Genomic DNA, 21169 nt, shown 5'->3' with positions numbered 1-21169 from the left:
GAAACAAAAAGCGCCGAACCATGCAGGGCACGCGGCCCTCCCGATTCAGCGCTCTCTCCAGATGCCCCACCGCGACGGCCGTCGCGGTGGTCTGGTCACATCACCATGCGGCGATCACAGACGCCAGACGGCCTTGCCGGCCTTTTTGACTTCGGCCGGATCCCAGGCGCTCTTGACATCGATGAACACGCCCTTGTCGACCAGCTTGTCGAGCAGCGCGGGCAGGCCCTGCTGCTGATAGGCCTGGTGCGACACGGCAGCCACGATGGCGTTGGCCTTGGGCAGCTTGTCCCAGTCGACCAGATCGACACCGTACTCTTCGTGAGCCTCTTCCTTGTCGGCAATCGGATCGTGGATCAGCACGTTGATGCCATAGGCTTCCAGCTCGCGCACCACGTCGATGACCTTGGAGTTGCGCAGATCGGGCACATCCTCCTTGAAGGTCAGACCCAGCACAATCACGGTCTGGCCAGCGGTCTGCAGACCCTGACGGGCCAGCATCTTGACGGTCTGCTCGGCAATGAACTGGCCCATGTTGTCGTTGATGCGACGGCCAGCCAGGATCACCTCGGGGTGATAGCCCAGCATCTGGGCCTTGTGCGTCAGGTAGTACGGGTCCACGCCGATGCAGTGGCCACCCACCAGACCCGGGCGGAACGGCAGGAAGTTCCACTTCGAGCCGGCGGCCTTGAGCACTTCCAGCGTGTCGATGCCGATGCGGTCGAACACGATGGCCAGCTCGTTCATCAGGGCGATGTTCAGGTCGCGCTGGGTGTTCTCGATCACCTTGGCGGCCTCGGCCACCTTGATGCTGCTGGCACGGTGCACACCGGCGGTGATGACGCGCTCGTACAGCTTCGCCACCTTCTCGAGCGTCTCGTCGGTGTCGCCGGAGACGACCTTGACGATGGTGGGCAGGCGGTGCTGCTTGTCACCCGGGTTGATCCGCTCGGGCGAGTAGCCGACGTTGAAGTCGGTCTTCCACTTCATGCCGGAGTTCTCTTCCAGCACGGGGATGCAGACATCCTCGGTGGCACCGGGGTACACGGTGGATTCGTAGATGACCGTGGCGCCCTTCTTCATGTTGGCGCCGACGATCTTGCTGGCCGAGACCAGCGGGGTGAAGTCCGGCAGGCGGGCCGAATCGATCGGGGTGGGGACGGCCACCACCACCATGTCGGCCTTGCCGATCTCTTTCGGGTCATCCGTGATCTCCAGCTTCGTGGCCAGGTCGAAATCGCCCCGCTCCACCTCGCCGGTCACGTCGTTGTGCTGTTGCAGACGGGCAACCTTTGCTTTCGAGACGTCGAAGCCGACCGTATCGAAGTACTTACCAAACTCGATGGCCAGAGGCAGGCCAACATATCCCAAACCGACTACTGCAACCGTTGTCATATTCTTTCCACACTGTGAGGTCAACGCGCACCCTTCTTCCGAAGGACAACCTGAATGGTCTCAAATAAAACCATGAAATCCAGAAACAAAGAGTGGTTCTTGACGTAAAAAAGATCGTATTCGAGCTTCTCCATGGCCTCTTCCACGGAAGCGCCATAATCCATACGCACCTGGGCCCAGCCGGTGATCCCGGGCTTCACGTAGTGCCGTATATCGTAATATGGTACCTGCTGATTCAGTTTTTCGACAAAATATGGCCTTTCCGGGCGTGGGCCAACGAAGCTCATCTCGCCGCGCAGCACGTTGATCAGCTGCGGCAGCTCGTCGATCCGGGTCAGTCGGATGAACTGTCCTACCCGGGTGATGCGGGCGTCCCCCACGGTGGCCCAGCGCGGTCCGTCCTTCTCGGCATCCTGCACCATCGAGCGGAACTTGAGGATGTCGAACGACTGGCCCGGCGCACAGACGCGCTCCTGACGGAAGAAGATGGGCCGCCCCGTCTCCAGCAGGATCACCACCGCCGTGATGAGCATCACGGGCGAGGCCAGCAGCAGCAGGCACGACGCCACCGACACGTCGAACAGCCGCTTGACGATGGCACGGGTCGTGCCTTGCGAAAACCCGTCGCCATAGACCAGCCAGCCGGTGCGCAGGTAGCTCAGGCGGATGAGGCCCAGCTCCTGCTCGTAGAAGCTCAGCAGGTCCATCACCTGGATGCCGGCCAGCTTGCATTCGAGCAGCTCGTCCAGCGGGATGCGTCCGCCACGCCGCTCGTGCGCAGCCACCACGATGTGGGAAACCTTGTGCCGGCGCGCCACATCGATCAGTTTCTCGTCCGGCGCGGCGTCGGCCGCCCGGCCACTGGCCGGCACCTGCGCCACCAGATGCGCGCGGGGCTGGTTGGCCAGGATGGCCAGCACCTGGTCGGCCTCCTCGCCCTCGCCCATCACCATCACCCGGCGGCCACGGCGATGCAGGAAGCCCGCCCGATAGGCCACATAGCGCACCACCAGAATGCCCATCAGCCCGAACACCGAGGCAATGGCAAACACGCCACGCCCCACTTCGGAGTCGGGGAACACATAGAACACCACCGACAGCGCCAGCAGCGTGACCAGATACGACGCAAAGACCTTCTGCACCACCTGCCGGAAGGGTTCGTCCTGCTGCCGGCTGTACAGCCCGAAGGCCGTCATGGTCAGCATCATCAGCGTGGCGAACAGCACCCCCTGCAGGGTGGAGAACACCAGGCCGTCCTCGTTGAGCAGGCGGATCTGGTAGCCCAGCACCATCGAGCCCACCAGCACCAGGGCATCGACGACGGGCAGCACGGCAAAGCGGACTCGGAGGTAATGGATGAATGCGCGCATGGACCAGATGACCGGTTGGGGCGTCTGCCGCATCGGGCAGACCGGTCGGGAGGGACAGTCGGGAAGTCGGCAGGAAATCAGACGGCAGGCGGCTGGAACATCGCATTCATCCCGGCGGTCGCCACGCGCAGACCGCCGGGCCTGACGAAGCCGGCAGGAACACCGGCGCCCCCGAACCGGCGCAACGGGGGGCCGGCAGGCATCTGCCGGATTCAGGCATGATCACTGCCATGCTGCGGCAGACCCTGCATCAGCCCGACCGGGTGCCGCCAGGAGATGAGTACCGGCACCACCATGTAGGCCACAGCCACACCGCACAGGGCCAGCGTCAGCAGATAGCCGGAGACCTCCAGCTTGCACAGGCCGATGCCCGCCAGACCCAGCACTGCCTGGATGCCGACCAGCGCCACCGGCGAGTAATGGGCCGTACGCACCGACTGCAGCAGGCGACGCAGCGCAGGCGAGCCATCCAGCCAGCGCAGCGCCGCCACGCGGGCCGCCCCCCGGGCCAGCCACTCGCGCACGAACTCGAACACCGGCACGGCCACCAGCCACAGCAGGGCCGTGGTACCACCGCGCACCTCGGCGGTGATGGAACCCAGCCGCAGGCTGCCCCACGACACCATGAAGCCCAGGGCCAGCAGACCGCCCGCTCCCACCGCAATGCCGGGATGCGCGCGCCACGGCATGCTGGACAGGTAGATGAGGCAGCCCACCAGCGCACCGATGACCGGCAGCGCCACGATGGCAAATTCCTCATACAGCGAGTAGCGCGAGCCGCCATCGGCATTGGCCGCACCGAAGAACATCAGCAGCAGCAGCTGGACCACCACCATGGCGGCCGGCAGCGCCGGCGTGGCCTTCGGCAGGCGGTCGAGCGTGGAGGCGGCGATGGGCAGCAGCACGCTGACGGCGGCGAGCATCATGAAGCCCACCGACCAGGTGACCCGGCCATGATCGAGCCAGGCAAACAGGAAGACCGCCGCCACAGCCGTACCGACGATTTCGAACACGCGGCGCACGGTGGCGCCGAACGGCTTCGCCACCAGGGGTTCCAGCCACAGGCCCGCCAGCACCAGCGAGGCCGCCCCGAAGATGAGGCCCCGGTCGGAGGCCGGCCAGGGATCGGAGTAGAACGCAGCCACGGCCACCCCCATGGCCATGGCCACGGCACCGGCAGAACGCACGGCAGGCTTGCCGCGCAGGAGGTCGCGCAGCAGCGGCACGGCGCCAGCTGCGGCAACGAAGGCAATCAGCAATGAGGCGAAGGCAGAGGTTGGCATGGGTGCAAATGACTGAAACATGGGCTGTGCATCAGCTTACCTTACCCGTGACAGAAGGCGTGAGAAGTATGCCCGCCCCGCTGTTGATCCCTCGCAACAATTTGAAACCTGTACAGAGAATTAGAATGCTGTAGGGACATTTTTCACACGAACTTCCGTCCTCGTTTATCTTAAAGGCCCGCATGTACCGTCCACGCTGCGGTACACACCCTCCGCCAGCCAACCGGCCCCGCCGGCCTGGCAGCGAGCACAGCGACCAGCCAGCCACGCCCGACCGGCAGCCATGCCGGCCGGCGAGCCCGGTGCCCCCTGTCTGCCTCCCTCCGGCTGCCTCGTGCAGGCTCCCGAACACCTTCCAGATCACACCTTCTTTCACATCCCATGGACGTTTCTTCCCTGATGGCCGGGCGCAAGGCGCGCTGGCTCGTGACCGGCGCGGCCGGCTTCATCGGCTCCCACCTGGCAGAATCCCTGGCACTGGCCGGCCAGGACGTGATTGCCATCGACGATTTCTCGACCGGCAAGCAGGCCAACATCGACGCCATCATGGCCAGCACCCGGGCCGCCGGCCAGAACGGCCTGCACTTCGAGGAAGGCACCGTCTGTGACCGCGACTTCTGCACCCGCATCGTCGAGGGTGTCGACTACGTGCTGCACCAGGCCGCGCTGGGCTCGGTGCCCCGCTCGATGGCCACGCCGCTGGCCTCGTTCAAGGCCAACGTCACCGGCTTCATGGAAATCCTCGACGCTGCCCGCCTGGCCGGCGTGAAGTCCTTCGTCTACGCCTCGTCCAGCTCGGTATATGGCGACCATCCCCGCCTGCCCAAGGTGGAAGACACCGTTGGCAACGTGCTCTCGCCCTACGCCGCCACCAAGGCCGCCGACGAACTCTTTGCCGGCGTCTATGCCCGCAGCTACGGCATGCGCACCGCCGGCATGCGCTACTTCAACGTGTTCGGTGCCCGGCAGGATCCGAACGGCGCCTATGCCGCCGTCATTCCGCGCTGGACAGCCGCCCTGTTGCGCGAAGAAGCGGTGAAGATCAACGGAGATGGGCAGACAAGCCGCGACTTCTGCTTCATCGACAATGTGGTGCAGGCCAACATCCGGGCCGCCCTGACCCTGGCCGAAGCCCCGGCCGGCACCACCGATGTCTTCAACGTGGCCGCCTCGTTCCGCACCACGCTGCTCGAACTGGCCGACCTGCTCAAGCGCCTGCTGCACGAAGAAAAGCCCGAACTGAACATGCCCGATCCGGTCTTCCAGGACTTCCGCCCGGGCGATGTGCGCCACTCGCTGGCCGACATCAGCCACAGCCGCGAGCGTCTGGGTTACGTGCCCAGCCACACGCTGGAACAGGGGCTGCGCGAAGCCCTGCCCTGGTACATCGCCAATCCGGCCTGAAACATCGCCAGCCCGGCCTGAGCCGCGTCACTGAAACATCGCCAACCCGGCCTGGGCCGCGTCACCGGCAGACCGGAAACGGCAGGCCGGCCACCTGCGCCGCCCCCTGCTGGCTCCTGTACGCTGCCGCGGAACGCAGCATCTGCCCGGCAGGCCAGGGCGGTCCCCCAAGCCGGACGCCGCGATGCACCAAGTGCACGTCCAGCGGGCTGCCACGCCCGGCAGGGTCCCGGCCCGCGGGCTTGCCTGCCGGCCGGACATTTCCATGGCCAGCGCCCCTCCGCCGGCTGCCTTGCGGCGGCATTGGCCACCCGCAGTGACTGCCAGGCCGACACTTTCCGCCCTCTGACGGAATGTCTTGACGAAGTTACAATTTATAACCACTTGCAACAAAACGGCTGCGCAAAAATGTTGCAGCAAGCACCGCGGGTGTTGTTCGGATGAGACACATGGACCGGCGGGACGGACCGTTGTGCGGCCGGCGGCCACCGTCTGCCACATGCCTGCCGCCGGTCGTCTGCCGGACGGACGGCTCCTCCCCTGCCGGAACGCCCGGGTTCGATAGAGTATCGGTATGCACACCATCTCTGCCCACACGCTCCCGGTCTTTGCCATCGGGGTCAGCCTGCTGTTCGCCCTGACCCTGTTCATCGCCACCTTCATGCTGGTCCGCTTCAGCCTCCAGCAGCCGCGCCAGCCCGGACGGCAGAACCTGTGGTGGCTTACGGCGCTGGTGGGCGTCACCTGTGCAAGCTTTCTGGCAGAGAGCCTCGCGCTGATCACCGATCCGCTGCGCCAGGGCATGGTGTGGCCGCTGCGCAGCTGCGCCCTGCTCACCGCCGCGCTCATCCTGGGCTGGCTGGTCCCGGCCGGCCGGCAGCTGGCGTCCCTGCCCTCGCGCACCCTGCTGGAGAAGAAGAACCAGCAGCTCACCGAAGAACTCGCGCGCATCCGCCAGGCCAACGAAGTCATCGCCCTGTCGGAGGCCCACTACCGGCTGCTGATGGACACGGCGTCCGAAGGCATCTGGATCGTCGACCGCATCGGCCGCATCAGCTTTGCCAACCCGCACCTGGCCGACATGCTGGGCACCACCCCCGAACAGGTGAAGGGCCGCGCCCTGCTAGAGATGGTGCCCGAGGCCGAGCGCCCGGACATCATCACCCTGCTGCAGCGCCAGCAGCGCGGCGAGGCCGTGCGCACCCTGTGCCACCTGCTGCGTCCCGACGGCACACTGGTGGCCGTGCAGATCTCCAGTACCCCCATGACCCAGGGCAGCGCCACGGGCAGCAGCCTGTCGGTGATCACCGACCTGAGCGACCAGATGAAGGTGCAGGACGAGCTGCGCAAGGTGGCCGCCGAACTGCAGCAGCAGGTCCAGGGCCGCACGCTGGCCTACCGCGAGACGGCCAACCAGCTGGCCACCATGCTGGAAGCCACCCGCGCCCAGTCCCGCGCCTACGGCATCCTGCAGGACCTGAGCGACATGCTGCAGTCCTGCCCCACCCCCAACGAGGCTGCGCGGGTGGCGGGCGAATTCGCCACCCGGCTCTTTCATGCCGATTCCGGCTCCATCTACATCATCGAACCGGGCCAGGCGCGCTTTCGCCTGCTGGGCTCCTGGGGCCTGCAGAACGAAACCGCCGAGACCCTGCACCTGAACGACTGCTGGGGCCTGCGCCAGAACCAGGCCTATCCCCACAACGAAAACCAGATCGGCCTGCGCTGCCATCACCTGAGCATCGGCCCCAACCGCCACAGCTGCTGCATGCCGATGTTCGCCAACGGCCAGGCCACCGGTCTGATCTGCCTGCGCAGCGACCAGCCCTTCCTGGGCGACAACGCCGAGCGCACCGCCGCCAACCAGAAGATCCAGCGTCTCTTTGCCAGCAACGTGGCGCAGTTCATGGCCAACCTCACGCTGCGCCAGACGCTGGAACAGGCCTCGCTGCGCGATCCGCTCACCAACCTGTTCAACCGCCGCTACTTCAACGAGCAGCTGGCCATCGAATTCGAGCGCGCCAGCCGTGCCCGCTCGCCGCTGGCCCTGCAGATGGTGGACATCGACCACTTCAAGCGCCTGAACGACCGCTACGGCCACGAGGCCGGCGACCGCGTGCTGCGACAGGTGTCGGAAGTGCTCACCCAGAGCGCCCGGGCGGGCGACATCGTCTGCCGCTGGGGTGGCGAGGAGTTTCTGATCCTCATGCCGGGCCTGAACGGCACCTCCGCCAAGCGCCGCGCCGACGAGATCCGCCGGCGCGTCAACGAGCGCGTGGAAGTGGTGGGCGGCACCCCGGTCAGCGTATCCATCGGCGTGGCCGCCTACCCGGAACACGCCTCCGACCCGGACGGCCTGATCAACGTCAGCGACCGGGCGCTCTACGCCTCGAAGGGCGCCGGCCGCAATCGCGTCACGGTGGCCGTGGCCGTTCTCTGACGCCGCCGTTCACGCCCGGAGGCCCAAAGGGAGCACGCGAGGCGAAGGCCCCCTGAGACAGGAGGGGCTGGCCTGGTTCCACCCAAAAGGCGACATGAGGGGCAGGCCAGATTCCACCCCCAAGGCACGCAGTGCGAACGCCTCCATGGCATGCACAGGACCTGCGCCACAACCGTGGCACACCGGAAAACGGAGACACCTATACAGCTTTTTGAATTCATAATTCAGAATCACTGACAAACCAGTTCGAGAACAAACTGGTTTGCGCGTTTCTCCAAAGCAACACAAACCCCTGAAAACGGCCCCAAAGCCCGTCGGGACAGTTAAAAGCCACCACATTATTCTGACTATCGTTGCATTTTTGCTGCGTTTTGCGTCGTTACGTTACGCATGAACGCGAATTGATGTCGAAATTTGGCAAACTATCGAAGAAGCGAACGTCCGTACTGTCTTTTTGCTGTCAAACGTCGGCAAATCGCAACACACGGCACACCAGAACTCAACCTCTGGACGGAATGGCTTTGTCGAATATCCTGGCCCATCTCCCGCTGAACCTTTCGGAAATCGCCGAACGCACCGCCTATGGCGTGGTGCTGGCGCTTGTCCTGCTGCTGGGCTTTGCACTGGCCTGGCTGATCCAGGCCGCACGGCGCAACCATGCCGTGTCACGCCTGATCGAAGCGCGCAACCGCGAACAGCGGGCCGACATGGAAGAAAGCCGTCTGCTGGCCGAAGACATGGCCCTGGAGCAGGCCAACAAACTGGCCCAGCAGGCCCGCAGCATCGAGGCCCTCAAGGCCCGGCTGGCGCAACACGTTGCGCGCGCCCGGCAGGAAGCCCTGACACACGACGCCCAGCCTGCCGCGCACCACGGGAAACACGGTGCGCAACCCATCACGGACGCGCCGCACAAAACCCGGATACAGGGTGCACAGCCCACTGCGGACATCCCTCACGAAACCCGGACACATGGGACACAGCCCTCCACGGACGCCTCTCACGAAAACCGGAAACACGGGGCACAGCCCACCTCAGATACGCCCAACGAAAACCGGGCGCACGGTACACAGCCCGTCACGAACGCCCCACACGAAAAACCGGCGCACGAAACACAACCCGTCACGGGCGAAAGCCGGACACCTGATGCCCAGCACGTCGTGCACACCCAGCACGAGCCCCAGACGCACAGCCCCCAGCCTGACACAGCAGCAGTACCGGCAACCACCCCCACCCTCACGGCCGCTGCCACAGCACCTGCCACGGCATCCCCGACAATGCATGCAGAATTACCGCATGCAGCATGCCAGCAAGCTTCTTCTGCTGATGCAACCCCGCAGACCCTGCAGACCCCGCTGACAGCCCCACCCGCGCCAGCCTCGCAGATGCCCGACAGCCTGACAGGCACCCACACCACCACCATCACCAGCCCACCGTCGGTCACCAGCTACACCTCCATCATGGCGCTGCAGGATGAAGTGCCCGAAGGGTCATCGACGGGGCACACTCTCACTACGGCCGATCTGGCCCGTCGCGCAGCCATCCGCGCCAACATCCGGCACGCCGAACAGCGCGCCCGCGCCGCCCGCCAGGCCCAAGCCGCACAGACGGCGCAGGCAGCACAGGCAGATCAGGGCAGGCAGGCTTCGCAGCCCTCCCACCGGCCGGACGACACCGCCTTCCATGCCGCCCCGGACGGGCGTGCCGACGGCGCTCCGACGCAGCAGGGTGCCCGCGGCCCGGCCAACGCCTTCCTGCAGGATGAGCATGACTCACGCGGCCCGCTGACGCGCATCTCCGCCTCGGCCGAAGCCTCCTACGCCGAACTGAACGAAAGCATGCGGCACACCACCGCCGCCATCAGCAATCTGGCCCAGACGCTCCGGGTTGCCGGCCAGGCCTCGCAGATGCGCCGGGCCCTGCTGGCCACGCAGGCCGCCCAGGCGGTGCAGGAGCAGGGGCGTGCCACATCCGCCCCACATCCGGCTACCGGTTCGGCACATACCGAATCCACGTATCACGCCGCGGGTGGAGACACGCCGTCCACACCTTCCCCGGCAGAGATGGCCTCCGGCCATGCGCACAGCACCACCTCCATGCACGGCGCCGCCTCCGCGCACCACGTGGCCAGCGCAAACAGCGCGGCCCACCCCCACGCGGCCGCCGCAACACCTGCAGATGCTGGCGCCCCCCGGGGCACCAGCCCAACCCCGGCTTTCGACCGACATGCCTTCGAGGTGCATGCACTCAAGCAGCGTCTGGCCCTGGAGCTGCGCAACAGCCGCGAAAAGGCCCGCCTGCTGCGCAACTACGAAGCCGATCTCAGCCGGTGGCGCGAAGCCCACCTGCAGGGCGAAACCCGCCGGGTGAGCCTGCAGGCCAGCGTGCAGGCCCTCGAGGCCGTACTGCAGGAAACCCGGCGCTCGTGGGCCGAGAGCGAACGCGAGCTGACCCGCCTGCGCGCCCAGCTGCGACAGCAGCAGGCGATCAACCTGATGAACGTACGGCCCGCCGTCGACATGTCGCGCCTGCTGGCCACGCCGGAAGCAGCGCGCCCCGCCGGCACCGGCATGCCCACGTTGCCGATGCTGCTGCGTGACCGGCTGCATCACGCCGCACAGACCTTCCGTCGTCGTACCGGCATGACGGGCGGCGACGCCCCTCGCGCGTCCTGAGTCCGGAGGGAGCACAACGCCCCGCCCCCAGCCGGGCGTGCGCCCAAACATGCACACCCAGCCGTGCTGTACGCAGCTCCAACTGTTCTGCCGACGAGGGGGCGTACATTTTCTGCACACGCGTCCCCACCCACCCACGCCCCTGCTTGCCTGCACACGCTGCCCGGGCCGGCAGCGGCGCTATTCCGTCTGCTGCACCTCTTCCTGCGAGCGGGCGAACAGCCAGCCCACCACCACACCGGCCGTCACATTCGTGCGGCGGCGCACCAGCGGTGAGCTGGCAATCGTGGCACCGTTCAGGTTGCTGGCCCGCACGAAGCCGGCCACCCAGGCCGACGGATAGCGCTTGTTCAGTGACAGCGTCATGTCCATTCCGCTGTAGCCGCCTTTCGGCGCATAGGCCGGCCGCCAGCTGCGCGCATACTGTGGCTCGACCGCATAGTAATAATGGTGCCAGGTGCGCGTGGCAAACACCGGCCCGGCCCAGGCGGCAAAATTCCAGCCCGACAGCCCCACCACATCATTCACCCGCCAGTTCAGGCTGGGGCTGAACACCCAGCCCCGGTTCTGCAGACGGCCCAGCGGCATGGCGTAGCGCAGCGGCAGCTCCAGCCGCAGCTCCTGCTTTGCCTGCGCATCCCGCCACAGGTGCACCTGCAGGCGCGGCCCGATCTCGAACAGCGGCTTCAGCCGTGGCATGCCCGCGCGAATCCCCGTCGTGGTGCGACGCACCGGCGGCGAGGCGGCCACGCTCACATCCAGCTCGTAGCGGTCGCTGTCCCACAGATCGGCACGGATTCCGCCCCGGTCCACCCGCAGATGCGGCGAACGGTAAACAAAGACCGGAAAAGGCAGCAGATACTGGCGCTGCCGGTCCGACCCGCGATAATCGGGCAGCGTGATGGCCGACAGCCCCAGCCCCAGCTCCCACACGGGCAGACGGTAGCGATGGGACAGTGCGCGGGCATCCGTGCGGCCCGGCTGCGAAGCGCCCTGAAGTGACGGCAGTGCATCCTGACCGGAAGGCCGGGCGACAGCGGCACCGGCATCAGCACCAGCACCAGCACCAGCACCGTGAATATCATCGCGCATGACACCAGATACGGAGCCGGTCACGCGTCCGGGCGCGGCCTGCTCCGCCTGTACCGGCAAGGTGGCGCCGGCCAGCGCCAGCAGTACGGTACCCACGGCAGGGCCGCGCAGAAAATCAGCAGAAAATGGCATGAGGGAGAGGGACAGGCCCCGCCACCCTGGAACATGTCATGGACTCACTCGGGACCTGCGCGGGGACTTCGGGGCCACGCATAGCCGAATGAGTTCGTGACACGCGCCATCCGGCACCCACCCGTCCAGAACGCAAAGAGCCCTATGGTCCCCGCAACGGCCCGGCAAATCCAGCGCCACCGCGGCATTCCCCGGCATGGGCCGACCGACGGCCACAAAAATGGGTAGGCCGTGCAACGCTACAGGCCAGGTGTGCATGGATTCATACGTCTCCGTACGCCCCTGTGGGCGCGCCGGACAAGGCCACAGGCGCCGGGTACCCAATGGCTTCAGGCATACAAAAGTCTGCGAGCGCTTTGGACCCAGGATCGGGATGAGCCAGAAGGCGCCCTGTCGGCAATGTCAGGGCTATTGGCGGCAAATGACAACGCGCTGGATCGCACGATCATGGAGGCCAAAGTGCCACAGGACTTTTGTAGAGGCCCCCAAGGCATGCGATCCGTGCTTTGCGCCGATGGCAGCTATCACGATGGAGCCGTCAGACAGCGTTGTCCGCGTCAATGCTTCGCGCCTGCGGCAGCATTCCTGCCCGAAGTATTACGGCGCACGGCGCGTTGCCCTGCAGGGCTTTTCCCTGCCGGGCCTTTTGCGGCCTTGCCCTTGCCCGCAGCTTTCTTCCCTGCTGGCGCCGGGGCAGTGGCCGATACCGATCCCGCAGACGGTATGGCCGCCGGTACCGGCACAGGGCGCCGGCCTGCGGCCGGACGGGAATTGACCAGCACCTCGTCTCCGGCCCCCCGCAGCAGCACGGCCAGCAGTTCGCCGCGGTATTCATCCTGCGACGTGCGCTGATAGACCACCGCCTCGAACTCGTCACCCACCGCCAGCAGCGACGTGTCGTCGAGCAGCGCCCGGGAGAGGCGCCAGTCGAGCGTCAGCGTCAGGCGGCCCGTGCGGTCCAGCGGCACCAGCGCCGTCAGCGTCGGACGCGCCTCCGCATCTTCCAGCGGCCGCATCCATTCACGGTCCTGCGGTGGCTGCGTGCCGTCGCGGGGCACATCCACCGTCAGACGCACATAGGGCAGCGTGTCTTCACGGGAAACCAGACGGCCACGCAGGTACATCGGCCGCGCATAGGCATACTTGGCCGGAAACCCCGGGCGCGCCCATGCCGGCTGCGCAACCCCGGCGCTCACCAGCAGCCCCGCCACCAGGGCCAAACACCGACGCCTGCCACATGCTGGCTGCATGCCACCTCCCGACCACACACGAACACATCAAGACACCCTGCGATTATAGAAGGCGGCCTTTCACGGAGCGCCCTCTTCCCACGACTGCCGGCCGTATGCCGGCACGCAGAACACGCTCTGAAACCCACACGGCTTGCCGCGTCCGGATGCATCAACGACAATGCCCACGAACCGGACGCCGCCGGAGTCCTTGCCCGCATGCCGATCCATGGCTGCCATGCGGGCCAGAACGGCTGCCTGCAGGCAGGCCCCACACAGGCAGCGGCTGCAGGCACGCAAGCCGCCACGGACTGCATGGCCCGGGCGCACACCGACTTCGCCGGCGTATCACGCAACGTCACAACCAGGAACCCTCATGGCCGTCAAGGAACTCAAAACCGCCGACTTCGACAGCACCATCAGCAACAACGACATCGTCATTCTCGACTTCTGGGCCCCGTGGTGCGGCCCCTGCAAGAGTTTCGCGCCTGTCTTCGAGAACGTCTCGGAGGAGCACCCCGACATCGTCTTCGCCAAAGTCAATACCGACGAGGAGAACAGCCTGGCCGGTCACTTCGGCATCCGCTCCATCCCCACGCTGATGGTGTTTCGCGAGCGCGTCATCGTCTTCCAGCAGGCCGGCGCCCTGCCCAAGAGCGCGCTGGACGACCTGATTCGCCAGATCCGCGAACTCGACATGGAAGAAATCAAGCGCGGCGCCCAGCCCTACTCGGCCGACGAGGCCCAGGGCTGAGCCACCCTGCGCTCCGATGAGCACAGCCTCCAGTCCGCTCGCCCGTCACGCCCCCTGGCTGATGGTGCTGCTCACGTTCATCTGGGGTACCAACTGGCCGCTGTTTTCACTGGCGGTGCGCGAGGTGTCGGTCTGGACCTTCCGCGCGCTGACCATGCCGGTGGCCGGCATCACACTACTGCTCATCGCCCGTGCACAGGGACATTCGCTGCACATCCCGCGCCAGCACTGGCCCATGCTGCTGTGCTCGGCCTGGGGCTTTCTGGCACTGTGGAACGTGGCCACCACGCTGGCCACCACCCTCATTCCGTCCGGGCAGGCCGCCCTGCTGGGCTTCACCATGCCATTGTGGGCCGCGCTGCTGTCGTGGCTGCTGTTTGGCGAAAGATTCTCGCTGCGCCAGACACTGGCGCTGCTGCTGGGCATAGCCGGCATCGTGGTGCTGATGGTGCCCGCCTTTGCCGCCTACGCCGACGCCCCGCTGGGCATGTTCTACGGGCTGATTTCCGGGGCGGGCTGGGCGCTGTCCACCGTGCTCATGAAGCACCGCCCCATTCCCGTACCCGTATCGGTGGTCACCGGCTGGCAGCTTTTTCTGGCCTCGCTGCCCATCGTGGCCGGCGCCCTGCTGCTGGGCGATCACGCCTGGTTCATGCCCTCGGCCACCTCGTGGCTGACCTGGGCGTACATCATGCTGATCCCCATGCTGTTCGGCAACCTGCTGTGGTTCCTGCTGATCGGCTGGCTGCCCCCGAAACTGGTGTCGCTCTCGCCCATCATGATTCCGATGGTGGCCATGCTCTCGGGCGCCATCGCCCTGGACGAACCGCTGGGCTGGCAGCAGTGGCTGGCCATGGCGCTGTCGGCCTCCGGGCTCGGACTGATGCTGTTTCGTGGTCGCGGCACGCAGCGGACGGCGCCGGCAAAATAGCTGCCGCGGGGGGCTTCACGCGCCGGACGCCTAACCCTCCGGGCATTCGGGCGGTTGTGCGTTCCTGCGTTCGGGACGTTCCTGCGTTCGGGACGTTCCTGCGTTCGGGCGTTGCTGCGTTCGGGCGTTGCTGCGTTCGGGCGTTGCTGCGTTCAGGCGTTCAGGCGTTCAGGCGTTCAGGCGTTCAGGCCGATCATCACCCCACCGATGACCACCAGCGCCAGACCCGCCAGCACATGGCGCATTTCTTTCGGCGTCTTTTTCTCGCCCAGAATGTAGATGCTGCCCAGCGTGGCCAGCACCACGTTCATCTGCGACAGCGTGAAGCCCGTGGCAATGCCATTGCGGTAGGTAGACACCAGATAGCTCAGCGCTGCAGCCGCAAAAATGAACCCGCCCAGCAGGTTCTGCACCGTCTTGCGACTGAAAGGACGGCTGTCACGCACCAGCAGCGACATCACCAGCGCCGACACCACCATCCCCACCGCCTGCGGCAGAAAGGCATCCTGCCCATTCACGTTGGCCACCCGCGGAAAATACGAATAGCCCACATAGCCCACCGTGGAAACCAGCAGCGTGATCACGCCCGCTTTCATGTCCACACCCTTGTGCCCGGCCCCCTCCTGCCGGGTAGTGAGATAGATGCCCAGCACGATCAGTGCAATGGCGGCAAAACCCACCAGCTTTTCCTGTGCCGAAGGCCACTCGCCAAAGGCCAGCACGCCCACCAGCGAGGTCGACACCAGCTGCATGCCGGTAGAAATGGGCATGGCGTTGGACACGCCGATCTGCCCGAACGAGCGGTACTGGTTCATCTGCCCGAAGGCCCAGCAGGCCCCCGACACGAAGGCATAACCGAACACCGCGGCCGACAGCTGCGGCGGCATGAAAAATGCCACCACGATCGACACCAGCAGCGTACCCACCGTGGTACCAACGATCTGCTGGCTGGGCGTACCGCCGGTACGCGATACCACCAGCGGCAGGATGCCCCAGAACAGGGCGGGAAGCAGTGCGATCAGGATATTCACGGCCGGGGATCCTCATTCTTCTTTTCCGTTTTACCCCGAACACCTGAATCACCCCGGCAAAACCCCATGCCACCGTACGGCAATGGCAAGGTGGGGCCGATACAGCCGCCCCGCTGTCGATAATGCCAGGACACGAGCCGATACCACCATCCTGGTGCTAGAGTCATGGCAAGGCATCGACCTGCTGTCGTGGTCCCGCTGCCGGACCAGCGACAGCGAACCACAAACGGGCTTCCGTCAGGCCGACTGGAACACCAGTCCCGCATGCTCGCGCATGGCGTGGAAGCGGATTTTGGGCCAGCGCTCCTCGGCCACGTTCAGGTCGCTGCGATAGGTGACCATGAACGTCGGTGCCTCCACCGAATCCCACGCAATGCGGGCGGCGTTGGCATCGATGAACTTCTTCAGCTCGTTTGGATCGTCCGACGTGACCCAGCGGGCCATCTGGTAGCGTGCCGGCAGAAAGCGTGTTTCCACGCCATACTCGGTCCTGAGCCGGTGGGCCACCACCTCGAACTGCAGCTGGCCGATGGCCCCCAGCAACAGCGAACCGCCCAGCTGCGAACGGAACACCTGAATGGCCCCCTCCTCGCCCAGCTGCGTGAGACCCGTGCGCAGCTGCTTGCTCTTCATGGGATCGGCCAGCTCCACGATCTGGAACAGCTCCGGCGCAAAGAACGGCAGCCCGGTGAACTGCAGGGTTTCGCCTTCGGTCAGCGTATCGCCCAGCTGCAGTACGCCGTGGTTGGGCAGACCGATGATGTCGCCCGGCCAGGCATCTTCCACCAGCTCGCGCCGCTGCGACAGGAACGACATGACGTTCTGCGTGCGGAATTCCTTGCCGCTGCGCACCACCTTCAGCTTCATGCCGCGCTCGAAACGCCCGGAAGAAATGCGCAGAAAGGCAATGCGGTCGCGATGCGCCGGGTCCATGTTGGCCTGGATCTTGAACACCACACCGGAAAACTTCGGCTCGGTGGGCTCCACCACGCGCTGCAGCGCAGGCCGCGCACCGGGTGGCGGCGCCAGATCGACCAGCGCATCCAGCACCTCGCGCACACCGAAATTGTTGATGGCCGAACCAAAGAACACCGGCGTCTGCTTGCCCGCCAGAAATGCCTCGCGGTCGAACGGCTCGGACGCGCCGCTCACCAGCTCGATCTCGCCCTGCGCCTGCTCGTAATACATGCCGAAGCGTTTGCGTGCCTCGGCATTGTCGAGGCCGGCCAGGATTTCGTCGTCTTCTACGCCAGCACGGTCCTGCCCGGCCCGGAAGACGCGCATCTGCTCCTTGCGCAGATCGATCACCCCGCCGAAATTCTTGCCCATCCCCACCGGCCAGGTGAAGGCCACGGTGGGCATGCCCAGCGTGCTCTCGATTTCGTCCAGGGTTTCGAGCGGCTCGCGCACCTCGCGGTCCATCTTGTTGATGAACGTGATGATGGGCGTATTGCGCGCCCGGCACACCTCCAGCAGGCGCAGCGTCTGCGGCTCGACACCGTTGGCAGCGTCGATCACCATCAGCGCGGCATCCACCGCCGTCAGCACCCGGTAGGTGTCTTCGGAGAAGTCCTTGTGGCCCGGCGTGTCCAGCAGGTTGATGACGCAGTCGCGGTACTCCATCTGCATCACCGAGCTGGCCACCGAGATGCCACGCTGCTTCTCGATCTCCATCCAGTCGGACGTGGCATGACGCGACGCCTTGCGCGCCTTCACGCTGCCCGCGATCTGGATGGCCCCTGCGTACAGCAGCAGCTTCTCGGTGAGGGTTGTCTTGCCCGCGTCGGGGTGGGAGATGATGGCAAAGGTGCGCCGGCGGCGCACCTCGTCTTGTTGTGTGGTCATGGTGGCAGGATTCTACCGGGGTGGGGGGTGGGTGACTACTGGCCCGGGGCAGATGATGGGCTCCCAAGCCATCCGGCGTTATAGTGACGGGCAGGGAGAAACCATGATCACAGCAACCATCACACAGAACGGTCGGATCACCCTTCCCGACGACCTTCTCCAGGCGATGGGCGTGCGCGCTGGTGACCGGCTCATCTTTGTCGAGGACAAGAACGGCCAGTTCCTGCTCAGTGCATCCCGCAGGGATGTCACCGCACTGAAAGGCATGTTCGGCAAACCCGCCAGGGTTGTCTCCATCGAGGAGATGAACGAGGCCATCCGGACATGCGGCGCCGCAGCACGCTAATCGGCAACGTGCACCATTGCAGCAGCCACCGGCCCCGTCGCCTGCCCGTCCTGCCGGATCACCGGCGTCTGGTTGCGCCAGCCGGCACGGAAGGTTCGGCTGGCCGGGCGACGGGAACGCTCACGCGAACGGGCCTCGAAGGGAATGCTCATCGACACATGCGTGCTGCCCTCGTTCACCTTCAGCAGCACCGTCAGGAAGTTCGGGCGGTGGGTATCGAGCAGCGTGACATCGTAGGAACCGGCAGGCAGACCCCCCGCATAGAAACGCCCCAGCGCATCCACCGTGGCCACCACACGCACGTTGTTGAACGGCCCGGTGATGGCCACCTTGCGCCCCGCCAGGCTGGTCACCCCCAGACTGTCCTCACCGATGAAGGCACCGGCCAGCGTGACCGGTGAAGCCAGCGCGTCGCCTGCCTCATCCCGCGCAGACACACCGCTGCCAATGACATCAGCCTGCGGGCCAGCCCCAACATCAGCCCCCGGACTGGAAGTCTCCGTCAGCCCCTCTCCGCCCGTGGACACCCGCCGGATGCCCCCCGCCCACGAGGCCGACACATCCATTCCCCGCTCCACGGCCGGCGGTACAACACTGGGCGGCGTCACAACATCTGCCAACGGGACCATACCGGCTGACGAAGCTGCACCAGCCGACGGGGCTGCACCAGCTGGCGGGACTGCGCCGGCCGAAAGAGCGATACCAGCCAGCAGGCCAGCATCCGCTGACGGCACGGCATCGGCCCATGCCACCACGGCGCCTTCCGCAGCACGCAACGAATCGATCTTGACCGGCAGGATCACCTCCCGACCGGGCAGGCGGATGAGAAACTCCACGTCCACCAGATGACCGGGGTCGTTGAGGGTGTAGAAACGCAGCTCACCATCACGCACCAGCAGCCCGCCAATGAACTCCGCCCCCTTCTGTACCGTGATGCGCTCCCGGTCCAGATTGACCGGCAGCCCGCGCCATTCCAGATCGATGCGCACCACCTCGGCAAACTCGGCCCCCTTGACCGGCTGGCGCAGGGGGCCGGCTGCATGCCCGGCAGGCAGCGAGTCATGCCCGGGGCCGGGGAACGACGCGGGGCCGGACGGCGGAATGCGCCCGAAAAGCGCCCTTCCATCAGCATGAGTGTCCTGACGCAAAAAGGCATCCTCGCCGGCGTGAGCGCCCTGCCGCGGAGAGGCACCCTCATCGACCTGCACATTTCGCCCCGAGGCAACATCGTCGCCGGCATGAACATCCTGTTCATCATCGCCCACCATCACGGACAGGAAGGCCGCCACTGCCCGCCCGACACCATCGTGCAGGGCATCCTGCGCCACGCCCTCGGCTTCGCCCTCACCGCACGCGGCCAGCAGGGCAGCCACCAGCAGCAGGCTGGCACGGCGAAGGGAACGGGAAATGGAACGGACCATGGACGGGCGGGGCAAAACGTCGACAGGGTGGACAGCCCTGACGCCCGATTCGCGTCAGGAAGCCACACTCTGGCAAGAGAAGGCCCCTGCCCACCATGGCGGGCAGATGAACAGGAAGTGACGGGAGCTGGGTGGCGGCTGGTACAACAGCCGGAAAAAGCTGGAACAGGGCGTCGGGTGTGTGGGCCCGTACGTCAGGCTGGGGTTGAATCAGCTGCGCGCCCAGGCAACTGCATCCGCCACATCCTGCACGGTAATGCCCTGCTGCACCAGATGATCCCGAACGGCCTGTGCCCGCCACAAGCGCACCAGCATCACGAGGATGACGGCCCGTTCCTCGGGGCTCAGGGAGGCGCAGGTTCTGAGCTGTTCCATGGCAATACCTCAATCAGATTATTTGTTACAATCGCTTTTGGGATAATCAACACCAGCCATGGACGATTCTATACGACAAAACCAATCAACAAAACCACCACACCAGCCTCTTGACATTATAAAAACTCCTTCAACAGGATCGCTGACATGAACCAGAGAACACCAGACACAAAAAACTTAATCAAACCAAAACTGGCCGATCTAAAAAAAATAAAAGAACTTGAAATAACAAAAACAATTCTGGCATTATCTACCGGAATGGGGTGCATAGCACTTATTTCATTCTTCTGGGATGCAGGAATAACCCCATCTTTCAATCTTGGGGAAAGTGTATTTTTATTAACATCAATTGCCGCTGTTGGGGTAATAATAACCGCATCTCTAACAATATCTTTCACGATGCCCGCAATCCTGTCATGTATTATCGGTATATTCCTCCCCCCAAAAATAGATCACGAGCTTGCAGAAAATATAACACCAACAATGGTTCTTATGCTGACAATGATATTGGTTTTTTTACTGCTTGAAGGAATTGATCTAGAAACGTCCTGGGCTATATTTACGAAGTACGTGATGCTCCTGATATCTGTTCCTTTAGTTATTTTTCATATAATCAATATTATTGCATTCAACTCGTTGGCAAGCTCCTTGGCTATTATCATCTCAGTCCCACTGGCATGGTCAATCAGCCCAACCATAGCGTGGGTTTACTTTTCTAGCACATGGATTGATTCACATTATTTGCTAGACGATGCATCATCGTTTATTTTCTACATGATTGGATGGATTGTCATCTGTAACACCATGAACTATTTCGCCTATATTTTTCTAAAATCCGGAGGGTATCTTGAATTCACGACATTCGGAATTATTATTCTGATAATATCTACAATATTTCAAAGCATCCCCTTGACACCAATAAAAACAATTGTACGAACCCTTGGGCTTGGAGAGGCGCCAGTCAGTCTTGTTGTTACAGAGCAGGGATGCAACATGATAAACAACGCAACCAGGGGACAAAAAATCTGCGAACTCAACAATCAGACAAAACAAGGCTGGGTTTGCCCGGTATTCCTGAAGTCGCGAATCGGAACGCCTTTCGTTATAGAACTGACATCGTTTTCTCTCGATGAAAGATGGCCAGCAATATCCCTAACCTCTCAGAATTCCAAACAAAACAACAGCCATGAACTGATATATTCAAAAATAACCATTCCGGAACGTGACGTACTTTCTTGGCCAGCGATAAAACCTTTCAGGAAGAGAATAGAAAAAGGACTGCTACAGTCCTGCAATTCAGATACCAACAATGAAAGCTGCAGGGCCAGAAGAAGACGCGTCATCACCTATTTGGACCAGAACAGCGAACACCTTCTGCAACCTCAAAAGCGATGGCTCAACGAACAGTGCGGTCCACTTCCCAAAGATCGTCTTTAGGATATATTCCAT

The 21169-nt window shown here is 64.2% G+C and carries 16 protein-coding genes; 7 read left to right on the top strand and 9 right to left on the bottom strand.

The genetic code is table 11. From position 1 onward, the window contains the following. Nucleotides 1-114: 114 nt before the first annotated feature. From EHV23_RS10760 to EHV23_RS10750, 3 genes are all read right to left on the bottom strand, one after another. Complete coding sequence (locus EHV23_RS10760) at nucleotides 115-1395, bottom strand: nucleotide sugar dehydrogenase (protein ID WP_125096073.1); 1281 nt, start codon at nucleotides 1393-1395, stop codon at nucleotides 115-117. Nucleotides 1396-1415: 20 nt separating this feature from the next. Then, entirely contained in the window at nucleotides 1416-2765 is a 1350-nt protein-coding gene (locus EHV23_RS10755) for a TIGR03013 family XrtA/PEP-CTERM system glycosyltransferase (RefSeq protein WP_203228976.1), read from the bottom strand. A gap of 212 nt (nucleotides 2766-2977) precedes the next feature. Beyond that, the gene (locus EHV23_RS10750) at nucleotides 2978-4048 is read right to left on the bottom strand and encodes a hypothetical protein (protein WP_125096071.1); all 1071 of its coding nucleotides are present in this window, start codon (nucleotides 4046-4048) and stop codon (nucleotides 2978-2980) included. Nucleotides 4049-4429: 381 nt separating this feature from the next. Here EHV23_RS10750 and EHV23_RS10745 point away from each other — a divergent pair, with 381 nt between their 5' ends. From EHV23_RS10745 to EHV23_RS10735, 3 genes are all read left to right on the top strand, one after another. Then, nucleotides 4430-5452, top strand: a complete 1023-nt coding sequence (locus EHV23_RS10745) for an NAD-dependent epimerase/dehydratase family protein (protein ID WP_125096070.1) — start codon at nucleotides 4430-4432, stop codon at nucleotides 5450-5452. 574 nt (nucleotides 5453-6026) lie between these two features. Beyond that, entirely contained in the window at nucleotides 6027-7892 is a 1866-nt protein-coding gene (locus EHV23_RS10740; protein ID WP_125096069.1) for a sensor domain-containing diguanylate cyclase, read from the top strand. 515 nt (nucleotides 7893-8407) lie between these two features. After that, nucleotides 8408-10564 carry a hypothetical protein gene (locus tag EHV23_RS10735; RefSeq protein ID WP_125096068.1) on the top strand — a complete coding sequence of 719 codons (2157 nt, stop codon included), beginning with the start codon at nucleotides 8408-8410 and terminating at the stop codon, nucleotides 10562-10564. 180 nt (nucleotides 10565-10744) lie between these two features. Here the strand turns inward: EHV23_RS10735 and EHV23_RS10730 are convergent, their stop codons facing one another. Beyond that, nucleotides 10745-11788, bottom strand: a complete 1044-nt coding sequence (locus EHV23_RS10730) for a MipA/OmpV family protein (RefSeq protein WP_125096067.1) — start codon at nucleotides 11786-11788, stop codon at nucleotides 10745-10747. A 557-nt stretch (nucleotides 11789-12345) separates the two neighbouring features. Then, the gene (locus EHV23_RS10725) at nucleotides 12346-13008 is read right to left on the bottom strand and encodes a hypothetical protein (protein WP_125096066.1); all 663 of its coding nucleotides are present in this window, start codon (nucleotides 13006-13008) and stop codon (nucleotides 12346-12348) included. 385 nt (nucleotides 13009-13393) lie between these two features. Here EHV23_RS10725 and trxA point away from each other — a divergent pair, with 385 nt between their 5' ends. Further along, nucleotides 13394-13771 (top strand): thioredoxin, encoded by a 378-nt coding sequence (gene trxA / locus EHV23_RS10720; RefSeq protein ID WP_125096065.1) that lies wholly within the window; start codon nucleotides 13394-13396, stop codon nucleotides 13769-13771. Nucleotides 13772-13787: 16 nt separating this feature from the next. After that, entirely contained in the window at nucleotides 13788-14702 is a 915-nt protein-coding gene (locus tag EHV23_RS10715; protein WP_125096064.1) for a DMT family transporter, read from the top strand. Between the two features lie 176 nt (nucleotides 14703-14878). Here the strand turns inward: EHV23_RS10715 and EHV23_RS10710 are convergent, their stop codons facing one another. Together EHV23_RS10710 and EHV23_RS10705 are read right to left on the bottom strand one after the other, a co-directional pair. Further along, nucleotides 14879-15733 carry a GRP family sugar transporter gene (locus EHV23_RS10710; protein ID WP_125096063.1) on the bottom strand — a complete coding sequence of 285 codons (855 nt, stop codon included), beginning with the start codon at nucleotides 15731-15733 and terminating at the stop codon, nucleotides 14879-14881. A 237-nt stretch (nucleotides 15734-15970) separates the two neighbouring features. Then, nucleotides 15971-17578 (bottom strand): peptide chain release factor 3, encoded by a 1608-nt coding sequence (locus tag EHV23_RS10705; RefSeq protein WP_125096062.1) that lies wholly within the window; start codon nucleotides 17576-17578, stop codon nucleotides 15971-15973. A gap of 103 nt (nucleotides 17579-17681) precedes the next feature. Here EHV23_RS10705 and EHV23_RS10700 point away from each other — a divergent pair, with 103 nt between their 5' ends. After that, a complete protein-coding gene (locus tag EHV23_RS10700) occupies nucleotides 17682-17924 on the top strand; it encodes an AbrB/MazE/SpoVT family DNA-binding domain-containing protein (RefSeq protein WP_125096061.1) in 243 nt (80 codons plus the stop codon). Here EHV23_RS10700 and EHV23_RS10695 read toward each other — a convergent pair. Then, on the bottom strand, nucleotides 17921-19345 hold the full coding sequence (locus EHV23_RS10695; protein ID WP_125096060.1) for a carboxypeptidase-like regulatory domain-containing protein: 1425 nt from the start codon (nucleotides 19343-19345) through the stop codon (nucleotides 17921-17923). The genes EHV23_RS10700 and EHV23_RS10695 overlap by 4 nt on opposite strands. Nucleotides 19346-19555: 210 nt before the next feature. Then, nucleotides 19556-19720 (bottom strand): hypothetical protein, encoded by a 165-nt coding sequence (locus EHV23_RS15290; protein WP_158615938.1) that lies wholly within the window; start codon nucleotides 19718-19720, stop codon nucleotides 19556-19558. Nucleotides 19721-19867: 147 nt separating this feature from the next. On the opposite strand from EHV23_RS15290, the gene EHV23_RS10690 reads away from it, so the two are divergent. Further along, nucleotides 19868-21157, top strand: a complete 1290-nt coding sequence (locus EHV23_RS10690; RefSeq protein ID WP_125096059.1) for a hypothetical protein — start codon at nucleotides 19868-19870, stop codon at nucleotides 21155-21157. The last annotated feature ends 12 nt before the right edge of the window (nucleotides 21158-21169 follow it).

Origin of the sequence: Lautropia dentalis, assembly GCF_003892345.1 — a bacterium.
GTDB classification, from domain to species: domain Bacteria; phylum Pseudomonadota; class Gammaproteobacteria; order Burkholderiales; family Burkholderiaceae_E; genus Lautropia; species Lautropia dentalis.
Note: the sequence above shows the minus strand (reverse complement) of the source record. Positions and strands in the feature narration are given on the sequence as shown.